Below are 18,555 nucleotides of genomic sequence, written 5' to 3'. Positions count from 1 at the left end.
GGCCTCCCTCGTCGCGGAGACTGGTGCTGCAACAGCGCCGTTGGCTGACCATCTCAGACCAAGCGAAAGAGCGAGACAATGAAGAACACACAGTCGGCTTCTGCAATGCCGATCCACAAGTACCGCCCGTATCACGAGACCCTCACCGTCGACCTGCCGGATCGCACCTGGCCGTCCAAGCGCATCACGGTCGCCCCGCGCTGGTGCGCTGTCGACCTGCGTGACGGAAACCAGGCGCTCATCGATCCGATGAGTCCCGAGCGCAAGCGCATCATGTTCGAGCTGCTGGTCCGCATGGGCTACAAGGAGATCGAGGTCGGCTTTCCCTCGGCATCCCAGACGGACTTCGACTTCGTGCGCAGCCTCATCGAGGACGACCTGATTCCGGATGACGTCACGATCCAGGTGCTCACCCAGGCGCGCGAGGCGCTGATCAACCGCACCTTCGAGTCGCTCATCGGAGCGAAGCGGGCCATCGTGCATCTCTACAACTCCACGAGCGTGCTGCAGCGCGACGTCGTATTCCGCACCGACAAACAGGGCATCATCGACATCGCCCTCGAGGGGGCCCGCCTCTGCAAGGCGGCGGAGTCGATCACCGCGGGCACCGAGATCTTCTACGAGTACTCGCCGGAGAGCTACACGGGCACCGAGCTCGAATTCGCGCTCGAGGTCTGCAACAGGGTCATCGCGATCTTCGAGCCCACTCCCGAGCGCAAGGTCATCATCAACCTGCCGGCGACGGTGGAGATGGCTACCCCCAACGTCTACGCTGACTCCATCGAGTGGATGTCGCGCCGCCTCGACCAGCGCGAGAACATCATCCTCTCGCTGCACCCGCACAACGATCGTGGCACCGCGGTGGCCGCGGCAGAACTCGGCTACCTCGCCGGCGCAGACCGCATCGAGGGCTGCCTCTTCGGCAACGGCGAGCGCACCGGCAACGTCGACATCGTGGCGCTCGGCATCAACCTGTTCACCCAGGGCATCGACCCGCAGATCGACTTCAGTGATCTCGACGAGGTCAAGCGCACGGTGGAGTACGTGAACCAACTTCCCGTTCCCGAACGCCACCCCTGGGCCGGGGACCTGGTCTACACCGCCTTCAGCGGGTCGCACCAGGACGCGATCAAGAAGGGCTTCGAGGCCATGGCCGCGGATGCCGCCGAGAAGGGCGTCACCGTTGACGAGCTCGTCTGGGCGGTGCCGTACCTGCCGATCGATCCCAAGGACCTCGGGCGCAGTTACGAAGCCGTCATCCGGGTCAACTCGCAGTCGGGCAAGGGCGGCGTCGCCTACCTGCTCAAGAACGACCACGCCCTCGACCTTCCTCGCAAGCTTCAGATCGAGTTCTCCGGTGTCGTGCAGGCCAAGACGGATGCCGAGGGTGGCGAGGTCACGAGCGCCGAGATCTGGGAGATCTTCCAGGACGAGTACCTGCCGGCCTCCGCGGCGGAGGACAAGTGGGGCCAGTTCGAGCTCGCCTCGACGCGCACGCAGAGCGACATGTCCGGAACCGTCTCGCTACACACCGAGCTGCGGGTCGGCGAGCAGTTCGTGACGACTGACACCACCGGCAACGGTCCGATCGCGGCCTTCCTCAACGTGCTCACCGAGCAGGGCGTCGAGGTCAAGCTCTATGACTACGTCGAGCATGCGCTCAGCGGCGGTGGGGATGCGCTCGCTGCGGCCTACGTCGAACTGAATGTGAACGGCGTGCGTCTCTGGGGCGTCGGCATCGACGCCGATATCTCCACCGCATCCCTCAAGGCGGTCGTCTCGGCCGTCAACCGGGCAGTGCGCGAGGAATCCGGCGATCGGGAGCTGGCCTCGGTCTAGGTCAGCGGGCCAGGGGCCGCCGGGGATGTCGCGCCGCGAGAAACTCGTCGAAAGTGTCGGTCCCGAACGGAGGACCCGGCACGAGATTGTGCCCGGCGGCGAAGGCCGCACCCATGCGGCCGGGGATCCGAAGGGGGGCAAGCGGCCGACGTGAGCCGGTGGCCGCCTTCCAGCGGAGGGCGAGTTCGTGACCCGTGAGCACCTGCGGGCCACCGATGTCGGGAGCGCGGCCCGCGGGATCGGCCGTGGCGAGCTCCACCAGCCGCGCAGCGACCTCATCGACGCCGATCGGCTGAAAGGAGAACGCCGGAAACAGGGTCACCGGCAGGATCCGAGGTTGCGCGGTGAAGAGTCTCACCACGAATGAATGGAACTGCGTGGCGCGCACGATGCTGTGGGGGATTTCTGCGTCGATGATCACCTGTTCCGCTTCGAGCTTTCCGAGGTAGTAGGCCAGCGGGATCTCGGCGACACCGACGATCGAGATGAAGACGATGTGCCCGACGCCGGCGGAACGGGCGAAAGTGGTGAGCAGACGGGTGGCCGCGACATCCCGCGCAGTACCTGTACTTGCCAGGTGTACGACCGTCTCTATGCCGGAGAGGGCTCGACCGAGTCCGCGTCCGGTGAGCAGATCTCCCGACCAGAGACCCTCCGACAGCGCTCCAGCGTCCTCTCGGCGGCTCAGCACGCGCACGTCGTGACCGGCCTCGCGGAGAGCGGCCACCGTTGGCTGTCCGAGTTGCGCGGTGCCTCCGGTGACCAGGATTCTCGTCATGATGCACATTGTGCATCACCGGGGGGCGTGGCGGGCAGGGGCGCGGCCGTCGGTATTCTGGGAGCATGACGCCAGTGGAGTCTCCGCACTTCACCCCTGATCCCACCGCGCTCGCCATCCGCATCATTGGCAACGGTGCGATCGGCCACCTGGCCTGGCGGCCCACCAACCAGACCAAGGGGAATTCTCCGTGAAGCGCATCGGCATCATCTTCGGCGGCGCCAACAACGAACACGAGGTGTCCTGCAGTTCTGCGCGCAGCGTGGCCTCCCACCTCGACCCGGAGCGCTTCGAGGTCGTCCTTATCGGGGTCGACCGCACCGGGCGCTGGCACCGGGTCGACTCGGTGGATGCTCTCGCTGACGCGACCGGCGGAACGCGCCTGCCCCCACTCGAGGGCATCGACGTTGCCTTTCCCGCACTGCACGGGAGATTCGGGGAAGACGGGACCCTCCAGGGTCTTCTCGAGCTGGCCGGGGTGGCCTATGTGGGCTGCGGGGTGCTCTCGAGCGCCCTCGCCATGGACAAGATGCTCGCCCAACGGCTGCTCGAGCTCGCCGGAATCCCGATAATCCCGACCCGGATTCTGGATGCCTCGACCGCGGCAGGCGCGGCCGAGGTCGCCGGCGAACTCGGCTACCCGGTGTTCGTCAAGCCCAATCGATCGGGCTCGAGCGTCGGCGCGAGCCGTGCGGATGGCGGCGAGACGATCGACGCTGCGGTGGCTCTCGCGCTCGAACACGACGATGACGCGCTCGTGCAGCAGATGATCGTGGGCGACGAGATCGCGATCGGAGTGCTCCAGGATCTCGATGGGAGCCTGCTGGTCGCCGCCCCGCTGCGCGTGCTGACCGAGGGGGCCGCCTTCTTCGACTACACCGCGAAGTACACCGCTGGCGGAGGCGCGACCCTCGAAGTGCCGGCGCAGATCCCGGCGGAGTCGACCCGTCGCCTGGTGGAATACGCCAGGCTCGCCTTCACCACGCTCGACTGCGAGGGCCTCGCCCGCGTGGACTTCTTCCTCGGTTCGGATGGCACGATCACCATCAACGAGGTCAACACGTTGCCCGGGCTCACTGCGCTCAGCCAGTATCCGCGCATGTGGCAGGCTGTCGGCGTCAGCTACACGCAATTGCTCAGTCGCCTCATCGACCGCGCTGCGGTCGTCTTCGCCGAGCGACGTCCCTAGGTTCGACCCGGCCTTCGGTTCGACTCGGGCGAACCTCGCCGGGTGCCCGCCGTCGCTGCAGCGGGTCACTCGCGCGAGCGGGCATCGGCGCTGACGCAACGTTCAGGCGCGCTATCTACACTCGTCCCAATGCCGACACAGTCCACTGACGAAAAGACTCAGTCCACTGACGAACAAGAAACGTCCGTTGACGTTCCGCCGAAAGCGGAAGGCACGAATTCTCGACTAGGTGCTCTCGACGGGCTTCGCGGTGTTGCCGCGGTGGTTGTCGTGTTCCACCACCTCTTGCTCATGGCGGACCGGAACTTCGCAGACTCGGTGGTTCTGGGGTGGGTAGCGTGTTCTGGTGGATCTCCCAGACACCACTCAAGCTCCTCACGGCCGGTTCCGAAGCGGTGCTCGTGTTCTTCGTCCTGAGCGGCCTGGTGGTCGCATTGCCGGCGGTCAGATCGTCGAAGTTCCCCTTCATGGGGTTCCTCACCGGGCGGCTGGTGCGACTGTATGTGCCGGTCTGGGTGTCTCTTGCCATCGGAACGGCGCTGGTCTGGTTCATCCCTCGCCACGACTCCGCCATCTCGCCCGGAACTTGGATGGATTGGGGCCAGGCCACGACGATGAGCTGGAGCAAACTGTTCAGCCAGGCGAGCCTCACTCCCGTTTCCTACGACGTGAACAATGTGCTCTGGTCCTTGCGGTGGGAGCTCGTGTTTTCGGTGCTCCTCCCACTTTTCGTAGGGCTCGCTATAGTCGTCGGCCGTCACTGGGGCATCGCATTCGGGGTGGCCTGGATGATCACTACCGTGGGAGTGGTCACGGGCATCGACGCCTTCCGTTATCTTCCGGTGTTTTTCATCGGCACACTCTTCGCGGTCAGGCTGACCGAGATTCGTGAATGGTCTCGGCGCCGGATGCTGGGGGCCCGTGCCCACGCCCGGGGCTTCGTCCTCGTAGCCGGGTCCCTCCTTCTGCTGATCGCTTACTGGCTGTTCGGAACCGGACTTCCGGCCGATTCCGGCGCCACCACGGTGTTGAGTCAGCTCTCGGTGATCGGCGCTGCGGGGCTGATCCTTTCGGCGATCGGCGTCCCGGTCGTGCGCCACCTGCTCGAATCCCGCATGATCCAATGGCTCGGTCGAATTTCCTTCAGCCTCTACCTCGTGCATGTTCCGATCATCGCCAGCCTCACCTTCGCGATCGGTGAGAAGAAGTGGTGGCTCGTGGCGTTGATCGCCCTGCCGACGGCGATCCTCGTTGCGTGGGGCTTCAATCGGGGGATCGAGCGCCCCTCGCATCTCCTGGCGCGACGGGTCGCCCGGCTCGTCACGACCCGCGTGGACTCCCACCGGGAAACACATCAGTCGCAAGTCGAGTCCGTTCGCCCCGCCGGTCAGCCGAGCCTATGAGGGCCCCCGTGTAGAGCGCCGCCGCCATCGAGGCATCCGCTCGAGGCGTCGCTGTTCCGGAAGGCTCCACTTGAAGAGGACCGCGAGCACCCGCACCCCGAAGGTCACGGCGACGCACACCACGGCGGCGACGAACATCGGGACTCCGAGCGCGACGAGGGCGACAAGGGTTCCAGCGCCCGCGACCGCCGCGATGGCATAGAGCGATCCGACGTGCATCAGCGCGATCGGCAGGTTGAGCAGCAGGTCACGAAGGATGGAACCCCCCACGGCCGAGAGCACCCCGACGAAGATCGAAGGGATCTCGGGCAGGCCGAGAGTGAGCGCCTTGGTCGTGCCGATGGCGCAGAAGAGCCCGATGGTGAGGGCGTCGAGGCCCGTGATGACTCGGCCGAGCCGCTGGAACAGGCGCTCGAGAAGCATCCCGAGCAGAGCAGCGCCGACCGCCACGATGAGGTACCAGTTCAGCCGAAGAGCCACCGGCACCTCGTTGAGCAGCAGGTCGCGAAAGAGTCCGCCGCCGGTGCCCGCGGCGATACCGATCAGCGCGACACCGAGCAGATCGAGTCGACGATCGCGAAATTGTGCCGCGAACATCGCTCCCTGCACTCCGCCGACGGCGATAGCGAGGAGATCCGCCCAGAGGGGGATGATGAGGGGGGTGGCATTCACAGTCATTGTTACCACGGCACGGCACGCTGGTTACCCCAGCCGGGACGACGATAATTGGCTGATGCCTCTCTACCGTGACGAAGCCGTCGTGCTGCGCACCCACAAGCTGGGTGAGGCCGATCGCATCGTCACCATGCTCACGCGACAGCACGGCAAGGTTCGCGCTGTGGCAAAGGGGGTGCGCCGCACCGCCTCGAAGTTCGGGGCCCGGCTCGAACCGTTCATGGTGGCCGACGTGCAGCTCTATGAGGGTCGCAGTCTCGACATCATCACCCAGGCCGAATCGGTGGGATCCTACGGCGCCGACATCACCGCGGACTACGGCAGCTACACGGCCGCGAGTGCGATGGTGGAGACCGCCGACAAGCTCACCGAGGGCGAGCCGAGCCTGCAGCAGTACCTGCTGCTCGTTGGCGCCCTCCGGTCCCTCGCCCGGCACGAACATGGGGCGAGCCTCACCCTCGACTCGTATCTGCTTCGAGCCCTGTCGATCGCGGGCTGGTCGCCGAGCTTCGACGACTGTTCGGTCACCGGAGCCCCCGGACCGCATTCCGCGTTCGTCGTGCAGCTCGGTGGAGTCGTCGCGGACGCCGTGGCGCCGCCCGGCGCTCCCCGCCTCGACGCGAAGACCCTTCTGCTGCTCTCCTCGCTGCTGACCGGCGAGTGGGAGACGGCGGATGACGCCGATGACCGCACCCGTTCGCAGGCGAGCGGTATCGTCGCCGCCTACACCCAGTTCCATCTCGACCGCGGGTTGCGATCTCTCGAGCACGTCGATCGCGCGGTTCCTGCCGGTGGTCGAGGAGCGAGCGCCAGCCAGCGTGGCCCACGCGGCCAGTCCGGACAATTCGCAGAATTGGCCGGCGGAGTCGCGGGGAGCCAGACCCCCATCGTCCCCCAGATCGAGGCCTCGTGAGCAAGCCGAAGACCCACCGCGACGCCGTCGACTTCACACCCATCGACTGGACCGGCCTCTACCCACCGAAACTCCCACGAAATGCCGTGCCCGAACATGTCGCCATCGTGATGGACGGCAATGGTCGCTGGGCCAACGGCAAGGGCCTCACCCGGGTGGAGGGCCACAAGGCGGGGGAGGCCTCGCTGCTCGACGTGGTGGCCGGCGCGATCCAGATCGGGGTGAAGCACCTCAGCGTGTACGCCTTTTCGACGGAGAACTGGAAGCGGTCTCCCGACGAGGTGCGTTTTCTCATGGGCTTCAACCGCGATGTACTGCACCGCCGCCGCGACCAGCTGAATGACTGGGGCGTTCGGGTGCGCTGGGCGGGACGGAAGCCCCGGCTCTGGGCATCCGTCATCGACGAGCTGCAGTTCGCCGAGCGGTTGACGGCCGGCAATTCGGTGCTGACCCTCACGATGTGCGTCAACTACGGCGGCCGCACCGAGATCGCGGATGCTGTGCGCGCGATCGCCGACGACGTCGCCGACGGGCGGCTCAAGCCCTCTGGCATCAGCGAGAAGACCATCCAGAAGCGGCTTTACGCCCCGGACCTGCCGGATGTCGACCTCTTCGTGCGCAGTTCCGGCGAGCAGCGCACGAGCAACTTCATGCTCTGGCAGAGCGCCTATGCCGAGATGGTCTTCCTCGACACCCTCTGGCCGGACTTCACGCGCGAGCAGCTGTGGGAGGCGATCGTGCTGTACGCGCAGCGCACCCGTCGCTTCGGCGGTGCGGTCGACGCCCCTTCGGTCTGACGGTCCGGGCTCCTCCGCGACACCCAAAACGCAGGAGTTTCGCCACGAAAGAACCCTCTTCGCCGCGAAACGCCCCTGTGATGGCGAATCTCCTGCGTTTTGGGTGTGTCAGCGGGAGGTCGCCGACGGTGGACGGGAGCCGCTCGCCAGTCGGACCGGTCTTGCGAGTGCCCCGGTTCGGCGAATCGATATTCTGGCCTCATGAGCACCCCCGATTTGAGCGCACCCGACTCCGCCCCTATCCGCACCGGCATCATCGGCTATGGGCTCTCCGGCCGGGTCTTCCACGCCCCGTTCATCGCGGCGAATCCGCGTTTCTCGCTCGACGTCGTCGCCACGAGTCATGCCGGACGGCAGACCGTGGCCCGCTCGCAGCATCCGACCATCGAGACCGTGGACACCCCTTCGGAGCTCGTTTCGCGGGGTCTCGACCTGGTGGTGCTCGCCTCACCGGGTCACGCCCACCTCGAGCAGGGACTCGCGGCGCTGGCCGCCGGATCCGCCGTCGTCGTCGACAAGCCCTTTGCGGCATCCGTCGCCGAGGCCGAGCAGCTCATCGCCGCGGCCGAGGCCGCCGGACGACCGCTGATGGTGTTCCAGAACCGCCGCTGGGACGGCGACTTCCTCACCCTGCAGAAGCTCATCGCGGAGGGCGCGCTCGGCACCGTGCACCGCTTCGAGTCGACCTTCGAGCGCTGGTCTCCCGGCCTCCGCGACCGCTGGCAGGACACCTCGACCAGCGCGCAGGGCGCGGGGATCACCTTCGACCTCGGAAGCCATCTCATCGACCAGGCTCTGCACCTCTTCGGGCCGGCCACCATCGCGGATGCCGAACTCTCGATCCTGAGGAAGGGCGGCGTCAGCGACGACGAGGCATTCATCTCCCTGCTTCACTCCTCCGGCACCCGCTCCCACCTCACCATCAGTCGTTTCGCCGGGCAGAACGGACCGCGCTTTCGGGTGCTCGGCGATCGATCCGCCTTCACGATCTACGGTCTCGACGGCCAGGAGCCCGCGCTCGGTGCGGGAGGATCCCCGACCGACCCGGGCTTCGGAATCGCGTCGGAAGACAGTTGGGGCACGATCGGAATCACGGGCTCCGAGGACTTCCCGCTCACGAAGGTACCCACCGAGGCCGGTGATTATGCCGCGTTCTACCGCGGGGCTGCCGCGGCCATCCGGGATGGCGCGGTGCCGCCGGTCGACCCGCGGGAGGCGCTGGAGACCCTGCGCATCATCGAAGGCGTGCACGGCTTCACCCGCTGACCTCACACAGTCACGAGCCCCCAGTCGTTGCCCTCGAGTTCGTGGAGTACACGGCTGGTGGCCGCGAGACTCGGCACCCGTCTCGCACCCTCGTTGGCGATGAGGTGGATGCTGCGGGCGCTGGCCGGCGAGTGCGAGCGGATCACGGCCCCGGGAGGCAGGGCCGCGGCGACCAACGCGAGACGCGGGAGCATCGCCACACCGAGGCCGCTGGCGACCATATTGATCACCGCACTGGCGTTGTCGGTCTCGAAAGCGATGGCGGGGGCGAAGCCGGCGAGTTCGCAGACGGCGAGGAGGTGACCGCGGCAGCGCGGGCATCCGGCGATCCAGCGTTCGTCGGAAAGCCCGGCGAGATCCACCACCGGCTGGTCGGCCAGCGGATGATCCGAGCCGAGCACCACGACGGTGTCCTCGGTGAAGAGGGTCTCCGAGCCGAGCCCGTTCGCGCTGTCGACGTGGGGGTCTGACCTGTCGCCGGGATAGCTGAAGGTGATCGCGAGGTCGATGCTGCCCTCCCGCAACATCGCCACAGCCTCGGGAGGCTGGGCCTCCACATAGTTCACCCGAAGGCCGGGATGCTGCACGGCCATGGAGGCAAGCAGCCGCGGCACGATGGTGGATGACGCGGTGGGGAAGGCGGCGAGGCGCACGGATCCCGTGCGAAGTCCGGCGAGGTCGGCGAGGTCGCCGGATGCAGCCTCGAGCGCCGAGGCGATCGTGAGGGCGTGACGGGCGAGAACCGTCCCGGCCTCGGTGAGGCGAACCGAGCGCCCGACCCTCGTCACCAACGGGAGGTTGAGGCGAGCCTCCGCGCGCTGCACATGCTGGCTCACCGCGGGCTGGCTGTAGCCGAGCAGTCGCGCCGCCCCGGTTATCGTGCCGCTGTCGGCGATCGCGCGCACGATCCGGATCGTCTGCAGGTCGAGCTGAGGGTCGAAGACGAGAGTCATAACCCGATGTTATTGGTTCTATCGAAAGTATGCCCTTGTCGCATGAATCGTGCCGCGGCATGCTGGACGCATGACCACTGCGACGCGACCCGCCCTTTCGCCCGAACTCCAACGGGCTCGGGCGAGCTTCGAGCCATCCAGTGGCTTCCTCGCCGTCGCTTCTATCGGCATCCCGACCCGCGAGACCGTCGCGGCCCAGAAGGCCGACCTCGACCTCTGGGGCGCCGCCCGTCGTGATCCGATGGACTACGACGCCATAGTCGAACGCACCCGTCGTTCGTATGCCCGGCTCGTCGGCGTGACGCCGGATCGGGTCGCCACGGGCTCGCAGACCTCGGTCATCACGAGCCTCGTCGCGGCGGCCGTTCCCGATGGGGCCGAGGTGCTGAGTGTCGACGGGGATTTCTCCTCCATCGTGTATCCCTTCATGGAGCAGCCCGGTATCCGGCTGCGCACCGTATCGCTCGCCGACCTCGCGGACTCCATCACCGATGACACCTGGCTCGTCGTGTTCTCCCACATCCAGTCGTCAACGGGAGTGGTGGCGGATGTCGCAGCAATCGTCGCTGCGGCGGCCGCCCACAACGCCTACACCTACTGCGACACGACCCAGTCGGCCGGGGTGCACCCGGTGGATGCGTCGCTCTTCGATGCGACCGTGTGCCACAGCTACAAGTGGCTCTGTGCCCCGCGCGGAGTCGCATTCCTCACGCTGAGCGAGCGCTTCCAGGCCCGGCTGCGACCGCTGCAGGCGGGCTGGTACGCGGGGGACCAGGTCTGGCAGTCCTGCTATGGACCGCACATGGAGCTCGCGACGGACGCGCGAGCGTTCGACGTCTCGCCGGCCTGGCCGGCCTGGGTGGGAGCGGAGCCCGCCATCCGAATGTTCTCCGAGCTCGACATCGCCGAAGTCTGGGCGTACAGCAGCGGTCTCGGCGACCTGCTCTGCGATGGGCTCGGCATTCCGCAGCAGCACCAGGCGATCGTGACCTGGGCGGATCCGGATGCCGCGGACCTGCACAAGCTCGTCGCCGCGGGCATCAAGGCCTCCGGGCGAGCCGGTCGCCTTCGCGCGGCCTTCCACCTGTGGAACGACGAGGCGGATGTCGCGGCGGTCGTCGCAGCACTGCGCCCCTGATCGGCCGGCGGGGCTAGCGACCGGCCCTGTCGCGCAACGAACGGTCGCGCAACGATCGGCAGCGGCGGGCGGATCGGCCGTGTCTCCAGCATGCCGTGTCTCCAGCATCATGGGAACCAGAACAGCTGGGCCGGTGAGCGCTCTGCGCCGATCTGCGCTCTGCGTCGGTCTGCACGGAGCTAGGGGGGATTCTCTCCACGGGGCACCGTGATCGCGCCGCACGTTCCTCTTCGGCCCCGCCCCCGCCACCGGCTCTGTCGCCGCCACCGGCCGCCGCCCCCGCCACCGGCTGTGTCGCCGCCGCGGCCCCCGCCGCCTCCGCCGGCTGAGGCGCTGCCGCCACCGGGACTCTGACGCAGCACCCGGGGATCGGAGGCGGACCTCGCTCGATTGAGCCCGCAGCCGTTCCGGGTACCCCGGATTCCCTATGTTAGAGTCACATTGACTGTTACTGGACGAACGGTGAGGTGATCATGGACGACAGCACGCCCCAGCGCGACGCGGCGCCGGTCTCGCTCGCGGTCTCCACGGTGATCTTCGCGCTCAAGGCCGACAGCCAGGGCGAGGCGGCGTCACTGAGGCTGCCCCTCGTCCGCCGCATCCGCGAGCCCTTCGCCAGCCGGTGGGCCCTGCCGGGAGGTCCGATCGATCCGACCGAGAGCCTGGAACGAGCCGCCGGCCGCCACCTTCTCGACACCACAGCCCTCAGCCCAACCTACCTGGAGCAGCTCTACGCGTTCGGCGAGATCGAGCGCTCCCCGGGTGACCGCGTCGTCTCCATCGTCTACTGGGCGCTCGTGCGCTCGGAAGAGGCGCAGCTCGCCGCGGTGGGGGAGAACGTGCGCTGGTTTCCGGCGGACGAGCTCCCCCCGCTCGCCTTCGACCACAACGCCATCGTCGACTATGCCCTCTGGCGGCTGCGCACCAAGGTGGAGTACAGCCGCATCGCCCACGCCTTCCTCGGCGAGACCTTCACCCTCGCCGAGCTGCGGAACGTGCACGAGGCCGTGCTGCGCCGGGCACTCGACCCGGCGAACTTCCGTCGCCAGATGGAGTCCTCACCGGCCATCATCGCCACCGGCGAACATCTCTCGGGCGGGCGCCATCGACCGCCGAAGCTCTATCGCTACAACGGCGCGGTCGAACTCACCGACCGCGGACCGCTTGCCCGTTCCTAACCGCATCACGACTCGACAAACAGGGAGACACCGTGTCATCTGTCGACACCACCATCCAGCTCATCCGCGCCGGAGCGGTCGAGGGGGCCGTCTGTAGCCCGGACCTGGCCGAGGGTCCCTGGGTGTTCGACCGTCTTCCCGAGCCGAGCTACGGCCCGGGCTCGTCGATGGGTGATGTGATCCCGGTGGGGAGCCCGCGCCAGGGGCAGCTGCCCGAGGAGTACCGCACCGCATCGCGGGACCAGCTCGCCGACCGCATCCGTGCCGCCAAGGAGACGCTCGGCGACCGGGTCGTCGTGCTCGGTCACTTCTACCAACGGGATGAGGTGGTGCAGTTCGCCGATTTCGTTGGCGACTCGTTCCAACTCGCGAACGCCGCCCGCTCCACACCGGCAGCGGAGGCGATCGTGTTCTGCGGAGTGCACTTCATGGCCGAGACCGCCGACATCCTCGCTGGCCCGCACCAGTCGGTGATCCTGCCGAATCTCGCAGCCGGGTGTTCCATGGCCGACATGGCCGACATCGACTCGGTGGAGGAGTGCTGGGAGCAGCTCACCGAGCTGTACGGCACCGAGCCGGATGCCGAGGGAAGAGTGCCGGTGATCCCGGTCACCTACATGAATTCCTCTGCGGCGCTCAAGGGCTTCTGCGGGGACCACGGGGGCATCGTCTGCACCTCATCCAACGCGGCGACCGTGCTCGAGTGGGCCTTCGAGCGGGGCCAGCGGGTGCTCTTCTTCCCCGACCAGCACCTGGGTCGCAACACCGCGAAGGCGATGGGCGTGCCGCTCGACCTCATGCCGATGTGGAATCCGCGCAAGCCCCTCGGTGGCAACAGCGAGGCGGCGCTGGCGGATGCCCGCGTCATCCTCTGGCATGGCTTCTGCTCCGTGCACAAGCGCTTCACCGTCGGGCAGATCGATAAGGCGCGTGCCGACTTCCCCGGGGCGACCGTGCTCGTACACCCCGAGTGCCCGATGGCGGTCGTGGACGCCGTGGACGCCGCCGGTTCCACCGACTTCATCGGCAAGGCGATCGCTGCCGCGACCGAGCCAACCACCTTCGCGATCGGCACGGAGATCAACATGGTCAACCGGCTTGCAGCCCAGTATCCCCAGCACACGATCTTCAGCCTCGACCCGGTGGTCTGCCCGTGTTCCACGATGTACCGCATCCACCCCGGCTATCTCGCCTGGGTGCTCGAGGCGCTCGTGCGCGGGGAGGTGCTCAACCGGATCACGGTTCCCGAGCAGGTCGCCGCGCCCGCACGCATCGCGCTCGAGCGCATGCTCGCCGCCCAGCCCGGCACTCCCGTCGCCCCGGCCGACGTGATCGGAGACTGACGATGACCGGGCCAGCGGTGATCGTCGTCGGCACCGGTATCGCCGGGCTCGTCGCGGCCCTGCGCGCCGAGCGCACCCACACGGTCACCCTCGTCACCAAGGCGGAGCTGGGCGAGAGCAACACCCGCTACGCCCAGGGCGGCATCGCCGCGGTGATGTTCCCCGACGACAGCGTCGACTCGCACGTCGAGGACACGCTGGCATCGGGCGCGGGTCTCAACTCGCGCGAGGCGGTCGAGATACTCTGCGCCGAGGGGCCGGAGCGCATCCGGGACCTGCTGGCGCTCGGGGTCGAGTTCGACCGGGAGCACGGTGTCCTCTCGCGAGGCCGCGAGGCGGCGCATTCCCGCGCGCGCATCCTGCACGCCGGGGGCGATGCCACCGGAGCGGGCATCGAGAGCGCACTGGTGAGGGCCGTGCGCTCCTCCGGCGTGCGCATCCTCGAGTTCACCTTCGTGCGCGACCTGCTGGTCACCGACGGCCGCGTCTGCGGAGTCGAGACGGTGGATGCCACGGGCACGGTGTCCCGCCTCGACGCGGATGCCGTGATCCTGGCGAGCGGCGGAGCAGGCCAGCTCTACTCCCACACCACCAATCCCGCGGTCGCCACCGGTGACGGCGCCGCCGCGGCATTCCGCGCGGGGGCGAGGCTCGCCGACGTGGAGTTCTACCAGTTCCATCCCACCTCGCTCGCCGTGCCCGGCAACTTCCTGGTGTCCGAAGCGGTGCGCGGCGAGGGTGCGCTGCTGCTCGACGCTGCCGGCCGCCGGTTCATGGCGGACTGGCATCCGGATGCCGAACTCGCTCCCCGAGACGTCGTGGCCCGCGGCATCGCCCGCCAGATGGCCGCGCAGGGCGGGACACCGGTGCTGCTCGACGCCACCAGCCTCGGTGGCCCATTTCTCGCCGAGCGCTTCCCGGGCATCGACCGGGTCTGCCGCGCTCACGGGTTCGACTGGTCGCGGCAACCGATCCCGGTCACCCCCGCGGCGCACTATTGGATGGGCGGCATCGAGACCGACCTCTGGGGACGCAGCACGCTGCCCGGTCTCTACGCCGTGGGAGAGGTGGCGAGCACCGGAGTGCATGGGGCCAATCGGCTCGCATCCAACTCGCTGCTGGAGTCGCTCGTCTTCGCTTGGCGGTCCGTGGACTCCCTCGGCCTTCCCTGGCCAGAGGATGATCCGGCTGCTGACACTGTTCTCCACTCGCCGGCCACTTCGCCTGGTGAACCCTTCGAGCGCGCCGAGTTGCAGGCTCTGCTCTGGGCAGACGCCGGACTATTCCGCACGGCAGAGGGGCTGCAGCATGCACGCTCTCGCTTGGGCGGCTGGGGTGCGCCGGCCGGCGACTCCTTCGCAGCCCTCGAAGACCGCAACCTGCTCGATCTCGCCCGCCTCCTCGTCGATGCGGCGCTCGACCGTCGCGAATCGAGGGGAGCCCACTACCGCGACGACTTTCCTCACCCCGATGAACGCTTCGCCCGGCACTCCCGGGTGCGGGCCACCCCGCTCCAGTCGGCACTCGCACCAGCGAAGGACACCAGTCATGCTCTCGTCTAACCAGATCGAACCGGTCGTGCGGATGGCGCTCGCCGAAGACGCGCCCTGGGGCGACATCACGTCGGAATCCCTCATCCCCGAGGGTGCCACCGCCACGGCTCGTCTCGTCGCGCGTGAATCGGGGGTCTTCAGCGGGGGAGAGGTCTTCAGGGCGGCGATGCGGCTCACCGATGCCCGCATCCGGGTCGACGGGATGCTGGGGGAGGGTGGCGCCTTCGAGACGGGCGCTGTGCTCGCCGAGGTCACGGGATCCGCGCGCGCCGTACTGCAGGCGGAGCGCATCGGTCTCAACTTCGTGCAGCGGATGTCCGGGATCGCCACTCTCACCGCCCGCTATGTCGCAGAGACGTCCGGCACCGCCGCTCGCATCGTCGATACCCGCAAGACCACGCCCGGCCTCCGGGCCTTCGAACGCCATGCGGTGCGCTGTGGTGGCGGATTCAATCACCGATTCTCCCTCTCCGACGCGGTGATGGCCAAGGACAACCACCTCGCCGTGCTCACCGCGGGCGGGCGCGACCTCACAGAGGCACTCCGCGAGGTGCGCAGCCGCCTCGGGCACACCGTGCATCTCGAGGTGGAGGTGGATCGCCTCGACCAGGTCGAGGCGGTGCTCTCCGCCGGAGTCGACACGATCATGCTCGACAATTTCAGCGTCGAGCAGTTGCGCGAGGGAGTCGCCCTCATCGACGGCCGGGCGATCATCGAGGCCAGCGGCTCGGTCACGCTCGACACCGTCGCGGCGATCGCCCGAACCGGGGTGGACATCATCTCGGTCGGGGCTCTGACCCACAGCGTGCGCTCCCTGGATCTCGGTCTCGACATCGCGGTCGACCGGCCGTGATCTACCTCGACTCCGCGGCGACGACCAGCGTTCGCCGGGAGGTCCTCGAGGCGATGTGGCCCCTCCTCATCGCGGAGTACGGCAACCCTTCGAGCCATAACGAGGCCGGGGTATCCGCCGCGGCAGCGCTCGCGGAGGCCCGATCCCGGGTGGCGGCGGTCTTCGGCTGTCGGCCCTCCGAGGTCGTGTTCACCTCGGGTGGCACCGAGGGGGCGAACCTCGCGGTCATCGGAATCGCTCTCGCCAACCCGCGCGGCCGCCACATCGTCACGAGCGCGATCGAGCATCCTGCAGTGCTCGAGAGTTGCGCCTACCTCGAGCGGTTCCACGGCTTCGAGATCACGCGCCTCGCCGTGGACGGTGACGGGCTGGTCGGGCTGCCAGAGTTCAGCGCCGCGCTCCGTGCGGACACCACCCTCGCCAGCGTCATGTACGCCAACAACGAGATCGGCACCGTTCAACCGATCTCCTCCCTTGCGCTGGCCGCTCATGCGGTCGGCGCGGCCGTGCACACCGATGCGGTGCAGGCTCCCGGATCCCTCCCGCTCCAGGTGAGCGCGCTCGGGGTGGATGCGCTCAGCATCTCCGGTCACAAGTTCGGCGCGCCGAAGGGGATCGGCGCGGTCTTCCTGGCATCCCGGATCGCCGTCGAACCCCTCGTCCACGGCGGAGGGCAGGAGCGCGGCCGAAGGTCGGGCACCGAGAATGTGGCCGGCGCCGTCGGACTCGCGGTCGCTCTCGAGCTGGCGGAACTGTCGCGCGCGAGGGCCGCCAGTCTCGCTGAGGCGCGGGACGGGCTCATCCGCGACATCCTCGCCGCCGTTCCGAGCGCACGACTCACCGGCTCCGCAGGCTCCCGGCTGGCAGGCAACGCCTCCTTCACCTTCGCCGGGACGAGCGGCGAATCGATAGTCCTGGAACTCGAGCGGCGGGGCATAGTCTGCTCGAGCGGGTCGGCCTGCGCCGCCGGGAGCGATGAGCCTTCCGCCGTGCTTCTCGCCGTGGGGATCAGCCCGGAGGTCGCGCAGACCGCCGTCCGATTCAGTTTCACCGAAGCGCTCGGAGCCGAGGAACTGGGTCGCGTCGCGCGCGAGGTGACCCTCGCAGTGGCCGCGATCGGCGCTGGCGGCACAAACTAGGATTGGGGCTTGCCCTGCGACCGCGCACCCAGCGCGGCTGACCTTTGGAGTTCTTCGTGGCCAACGCCTCCCCGCTCGATCCCGTCATCAATCTCGCCAAGCGCCGGGGTTTCGTCTTCCAATCGGGAGAGATCTACGGGGGTTCGCGTTCCGCCTGGGACTACGGGCCTCTCGGCACGGCCCTCAAAGAGAACATCAAACGCCAGTGGTGGCAGTTCATGGTGCAGGGCCGGGACGACATCGTGGGGCTCGACTCCGCGGTCATCCTCCCCAAGCGCGTCTGGGAGGTCTCCGGCCACGTCGAGGTCTTCAGCGACCCCCTTGTGGAGTCGCTACACACCCACAAGCGCTACCGCGCGGATCACCTGCTCGAGGCCTACGAGGAGAAGCACGGCCACCCCCCGGTCAATGGCCTCGCGGACATCAAGGATCCCGAGACCGGGCAGCCGGGTTCGTGGACCGAGCCCCAGAACTTCTCCGGCCTTCTCAAGACCTTCCTCGGCCCCGTCGACAACGAGGAGGGGCTGCACTACCTGCGCCCCGAGACCGCCCAGGGCATCTTCACCAACTTCGCCAACGTGCTCGCGACTTCGCGCCTGAAGCCGCCCTTCGGCATAGCGCAGGTGGGCAAGAGCTTCCGCAACGAGATCACGCCCGGCAACTTCATCTTCCGCACGCGCGAGTTCGAGCAGATGGAGATGGAATTCTTCGTCGAGCCCGGCACCGACGACGAGTGGTTCGAATACTGGATCGACGCCTGCGAGGCGTGGTTCGCCGACCTCGGCATCAGCTCCGACAACATCCGCCGCTTCGAGCACCCGCAGGAGAAGCTGTCGCACTACTCGAAGCGCACCGTCGACCTCGAGTATCGGTTCCGGTTCGCGGGCAGCGAATGGGGCGAGCTCATGGGCGTCGCCAACCGCACGGACTTCGACCTCAAGACCCATTCGGAGGGCTCCGGGGTCGACCTGTCGTACTTCGACCAGACCAAGAACGAGCGGTGGATCCCATTCGTCATCGAGCCGGCATTCGGCCTCACTCGGGCGCTCATGGCCTTCCTGGCCGACGCGTACCACGAGGATGAGGCCCCGAACACGAAGGGCGGGGTGGACAAACGCACGGTGTTGCGTCTCGATCGGCGCCTCTCCCCGGTCAAGGTAGCGGTTCTCCCGCTGTCCCGAAATGAGCAGCTGTCGCCGGTCGCGCGGTCGCTTGCGGCCGACCTGCGCAAGTACTGGAACATCGAGTTCGACGACGCCGGTGCCATCGGTCGTCGCTACCGGCGCCAGGATGAAATCGGCACGCCGTTCTGCATCACCATCGACTTCGACACCCTCGAAGACAATGCCGTGACGGTTCGCGAACGGGATTCGATGGCGCAGGAACGCATCTCGCTCGACCGTGTCGTGGCCTACCTCGCGGAGCAGCTGGTCGGCGCGTAGCACCAGTTTTCAAAAATCCGGGTCTTCCATCGGCGCGTCTGATTCGGGAGACGGTCCTGTCTGCCCGTATCTTCGGAATTGGCCGGAGGTCGGGCG

16 protein-coding genes and 1 pseudogene are annotated in these 18,555 nt (G+C 67.8%); 14 read left to right on the top strand and 3 right to left on the bottom strand.

Annotation, left to right across the window (positions count from 1 at the left end; all coding sequences use genetic code 11):
• Window positions 1-78 precede the first annotated feature (78 nt).
• Window positions 79-1,839, top strand: a complete 1,761-nt coding sequence (gene leuA, locus ABIB54_RS12630; RefSeq protein ID WP_354575869.1) for a 2-isopropylmalate synthase — start codon at window positions 79-81, stop codon at window positions 1,837-1,839.
• Between the two features lies 1 nt (window position 1,840).
• Here the strand turns inward: leuA and ABIB54_RS12625 are convergent, their stop codons facing one another.
• Window positions 1,841-2,617, bottom strand: a complete 777-nt coding sequence (locus ABIB54_RS12625; RefSeq protein ID WP_354575868.1) for an SDR family oxidoreductase — start codon at window positions 2,615-2,617, stop codon at window positions 1,841-1,843.
• Window positions 2,618-2,682: 65 nt separating this feature from the next.
• On the opposite strand from ABIB54_RS12625, the gene ABIB54_RS12620 reads away from it, so the two are divergent.
• From ABIB54_RS12620 to ABIB54_RS12610, 3 genes are all read left to right on the top strand, one after another.
• On the top strand, window positions 2,683-2,811 hold the full coding sequence (locus tag ABIB54_RS12620) for a hypothetical protein (RefSeq protein WP_354575867.1): 129 nt from the start codon (window positions 2,683-2,685) through the stop codon (window positions 2,809-2,811).
• Window positions 2,808-3,806 carry a D-alanine--D-alanine ligase family protein gene (locus tag ABIB54_RS12615; protein ID WP_354575866.1) on the top strand — a complete coding sequence of 333 codons (999 nt, stop codon included), beginning with the start codon at window positions 2,808-2,810 and terminating at the stop codon, window positions 3,804-3,806. The genes ABIB54_RS12620 and ABIB54_RS12615 overlap by 4 nt, the downstream gene beginning before the upstream one ends.
• 329 nt (window positions 3,807-4,135) lie before the next feature.
• Window positions 4,136-5,209, top strand: a complete 1,074-nt coding sequence (locus tag ABIB54_RS12610) for an acyltransferase family protein (protein WP_354575865.1) — start codon at window positions 4,136-4,138, stop codon at window positions 5,207-5,209.
• Here ABIB54_RS12610 and ABIB54_RS12605 read toward each other — a convergent pair.
• Complete coding sequence (locus ABIB54_RS12605; RefSeq protein ID WP_354575864.1) at window positions 5,204-5,887, bottom strand: trimeric intracellular cation channel family protein; 684 nt, start codon at window positions 5,885-5,887, stop codon at window positions 5,204-5,206. The two genes, ABIB54_RS12610 and ABIB54_RS12605, sit on opposite strands and share 6 nt — an antisense overlap.
• 55 nt (window positions 5,888-5,942) lie before the next feature.
• On the opposite strand from ABIB54_RS12605, the pseudogene recO reads away from it, so the two are divergent.
• From recO to ABIB54_RS12590, 3 genes and pseudogenes are all read left to right on the top strand, one after another.
• Window positions 5,943-6,665, top strand: a pseudogene (gene recO / locus ABIB54_RS12600) (DNA repair protein RecO); the annotation flags it as partial.
• 128 nt (window positions 6,666-6,793) lie between these two features.
• Entirely contained in the window at window positions 6,794-7,594 is an 801-nt protein-coding gene (locus ABIB54_RS12595; protein ID WP_354575862.1) for an isoprenyl transferase, read from the top strand.
• A gap of 201 nt (window positions 7,595-7,795) precedes the next feature.
• Window positions 7,796-8,860, top strand: coding sequence for a Gfo/Idh/MocA family protein (locus tag ABIB54_RS12590; RefSeq protein WP_354575861.1), 1,065 nt, complete (start codon window positions 7,796-7,798; stop codon window positions 8,858-8,860).
• A 2-nt stretch (window positions 8,861-8,862) separates the two neighbouring features.
• On the opposite strand, the gene ABIB54_RS12585 is transcribed toward ABIB54_RS12590, so the two are convergent.
• The gene (locus tag ABIB54_RS12585; protein ID WP_354575860.1) at window positions 8,863-9,813 is read right to left on the bottom strand and encodes a LysR family transcriptional regulator; all 951 of its coding nucleotides are present in this window, start codon (window positions 9,811-9,813) and stop codon (window positions 8,863-8,865) included.
• Window positions 9,814-9,883: 70 nt separating this feature from the next.
• Between ABIB54_RS12585 and ABIB54_RS12580 the strand changes: the two genes are divergently transcribed.
• The 7 genes from ABIB54_RS12580 to ABIB54_RS12550 all read left to right on the top strand — a co-directional run bounded on the left by ABIB54_RS12580 (window position 9,884) and on the right by ABIB54_RS12550 (window position 18,459).
• Entirely contained in the window at window positions 9,884-10,951 is a 1,068-nt protein-coding gene (locus ABIB54_RS12580; protein WP_354575859.1) for an aminotransferase class V-fold PLP-dependent enzyme, read from the top strand.
• A gap of 473 nt (window positions 10,952-11,424) precedes the next feature.
• Window positions 11,425-12,129 carry an NUDIX hydrolase gene (locus ABIB54_RS12575; protein ID WP_354575858.1) on the top strand — a complete coding sequence of 235 codons (705 nt, stop codon included), beginning with the start codon at window positions 11,425-11,427 and terminating at the stop codon, window positions 12,127-12,129.
• A 32-nt stretch (window positions 12,130-12,161) separates the two neighbouring features.
• The gene (gene nadA / locus ABIB54_RS12570) at window positions 12,162-13,472 is read left to right on the top strand and encodes a quinolinate synthase NadA (RefSeq protein WP_354575857.1); all 1,311 of its coding nucleotides are present in this window, start codon (window positions 12,162-12,164) and stop codon (window positions 13,470-13,472) included.
• 2 nt (window positions 13,473-13,474) lie between these two features.
• On the top strand, window positions 13,475-15,034 hold the full coding sequence (gene nadB / locus ABIB54_RS12565) for an L-aspartate oxidase (protein ID WP_354575856.1): 1,560 nt from the start codon (window positions 13,475-13,477) through the stop codon (window positions 15,032-15,034).
• Entirely contained in the window at window positions 15,021-15,878 is an 858-nt protein-coding gene (nadC, locus tag ABIB54_RS12560; protein ID WP_354575855.1) for a carboxylating nicotinate-nucleotide diphosphorylase, read from the top strand. Before nadB ends, nadC begins: the two co-directional genes overlap by 14 nt.
• Complete coding sequence (locus tag ABIB54_RS12555) at window positions 15,875-17,017, top strand: cysteine desulfurase family protein (protein ID WP_354575854.1); 1,143 nt, start codon at window positions 15,875-15,877, stop codon at window positions 17,015-17,017. Before nadC ends, ABIB54_RS12555 begins: the two co-directional genes overlap by 4 nt.
• Window positions 17,018-17,073: 56 nt before the next feature.
• Entirely contained in the window at window positions 17,074-18,459 is a 1,386-nt protein-coding gene (locus ABIB54_RS12550) for a glycine--tRNA ligase (RefSeq protein ID WP_354575853.1), read from the top strand.
• Window positions 18,460-18,555: the final 96 nt, after the last annotated feature.

The organism is Frigoribacterium sp. UYMn621, assembly GCF_040549525.1.
Taxonomy (GTDB): Bacteria; Actinomycetota; Actinomycetes; order Actinomycetales; family Microbacteriaceae; genus Lacisediminihabitans.
The sequence above is the reverse complement of the archived record's forward strand: the minus strand, read 5'-3'. Positions and strand labels throughout refer to the sequence as shown.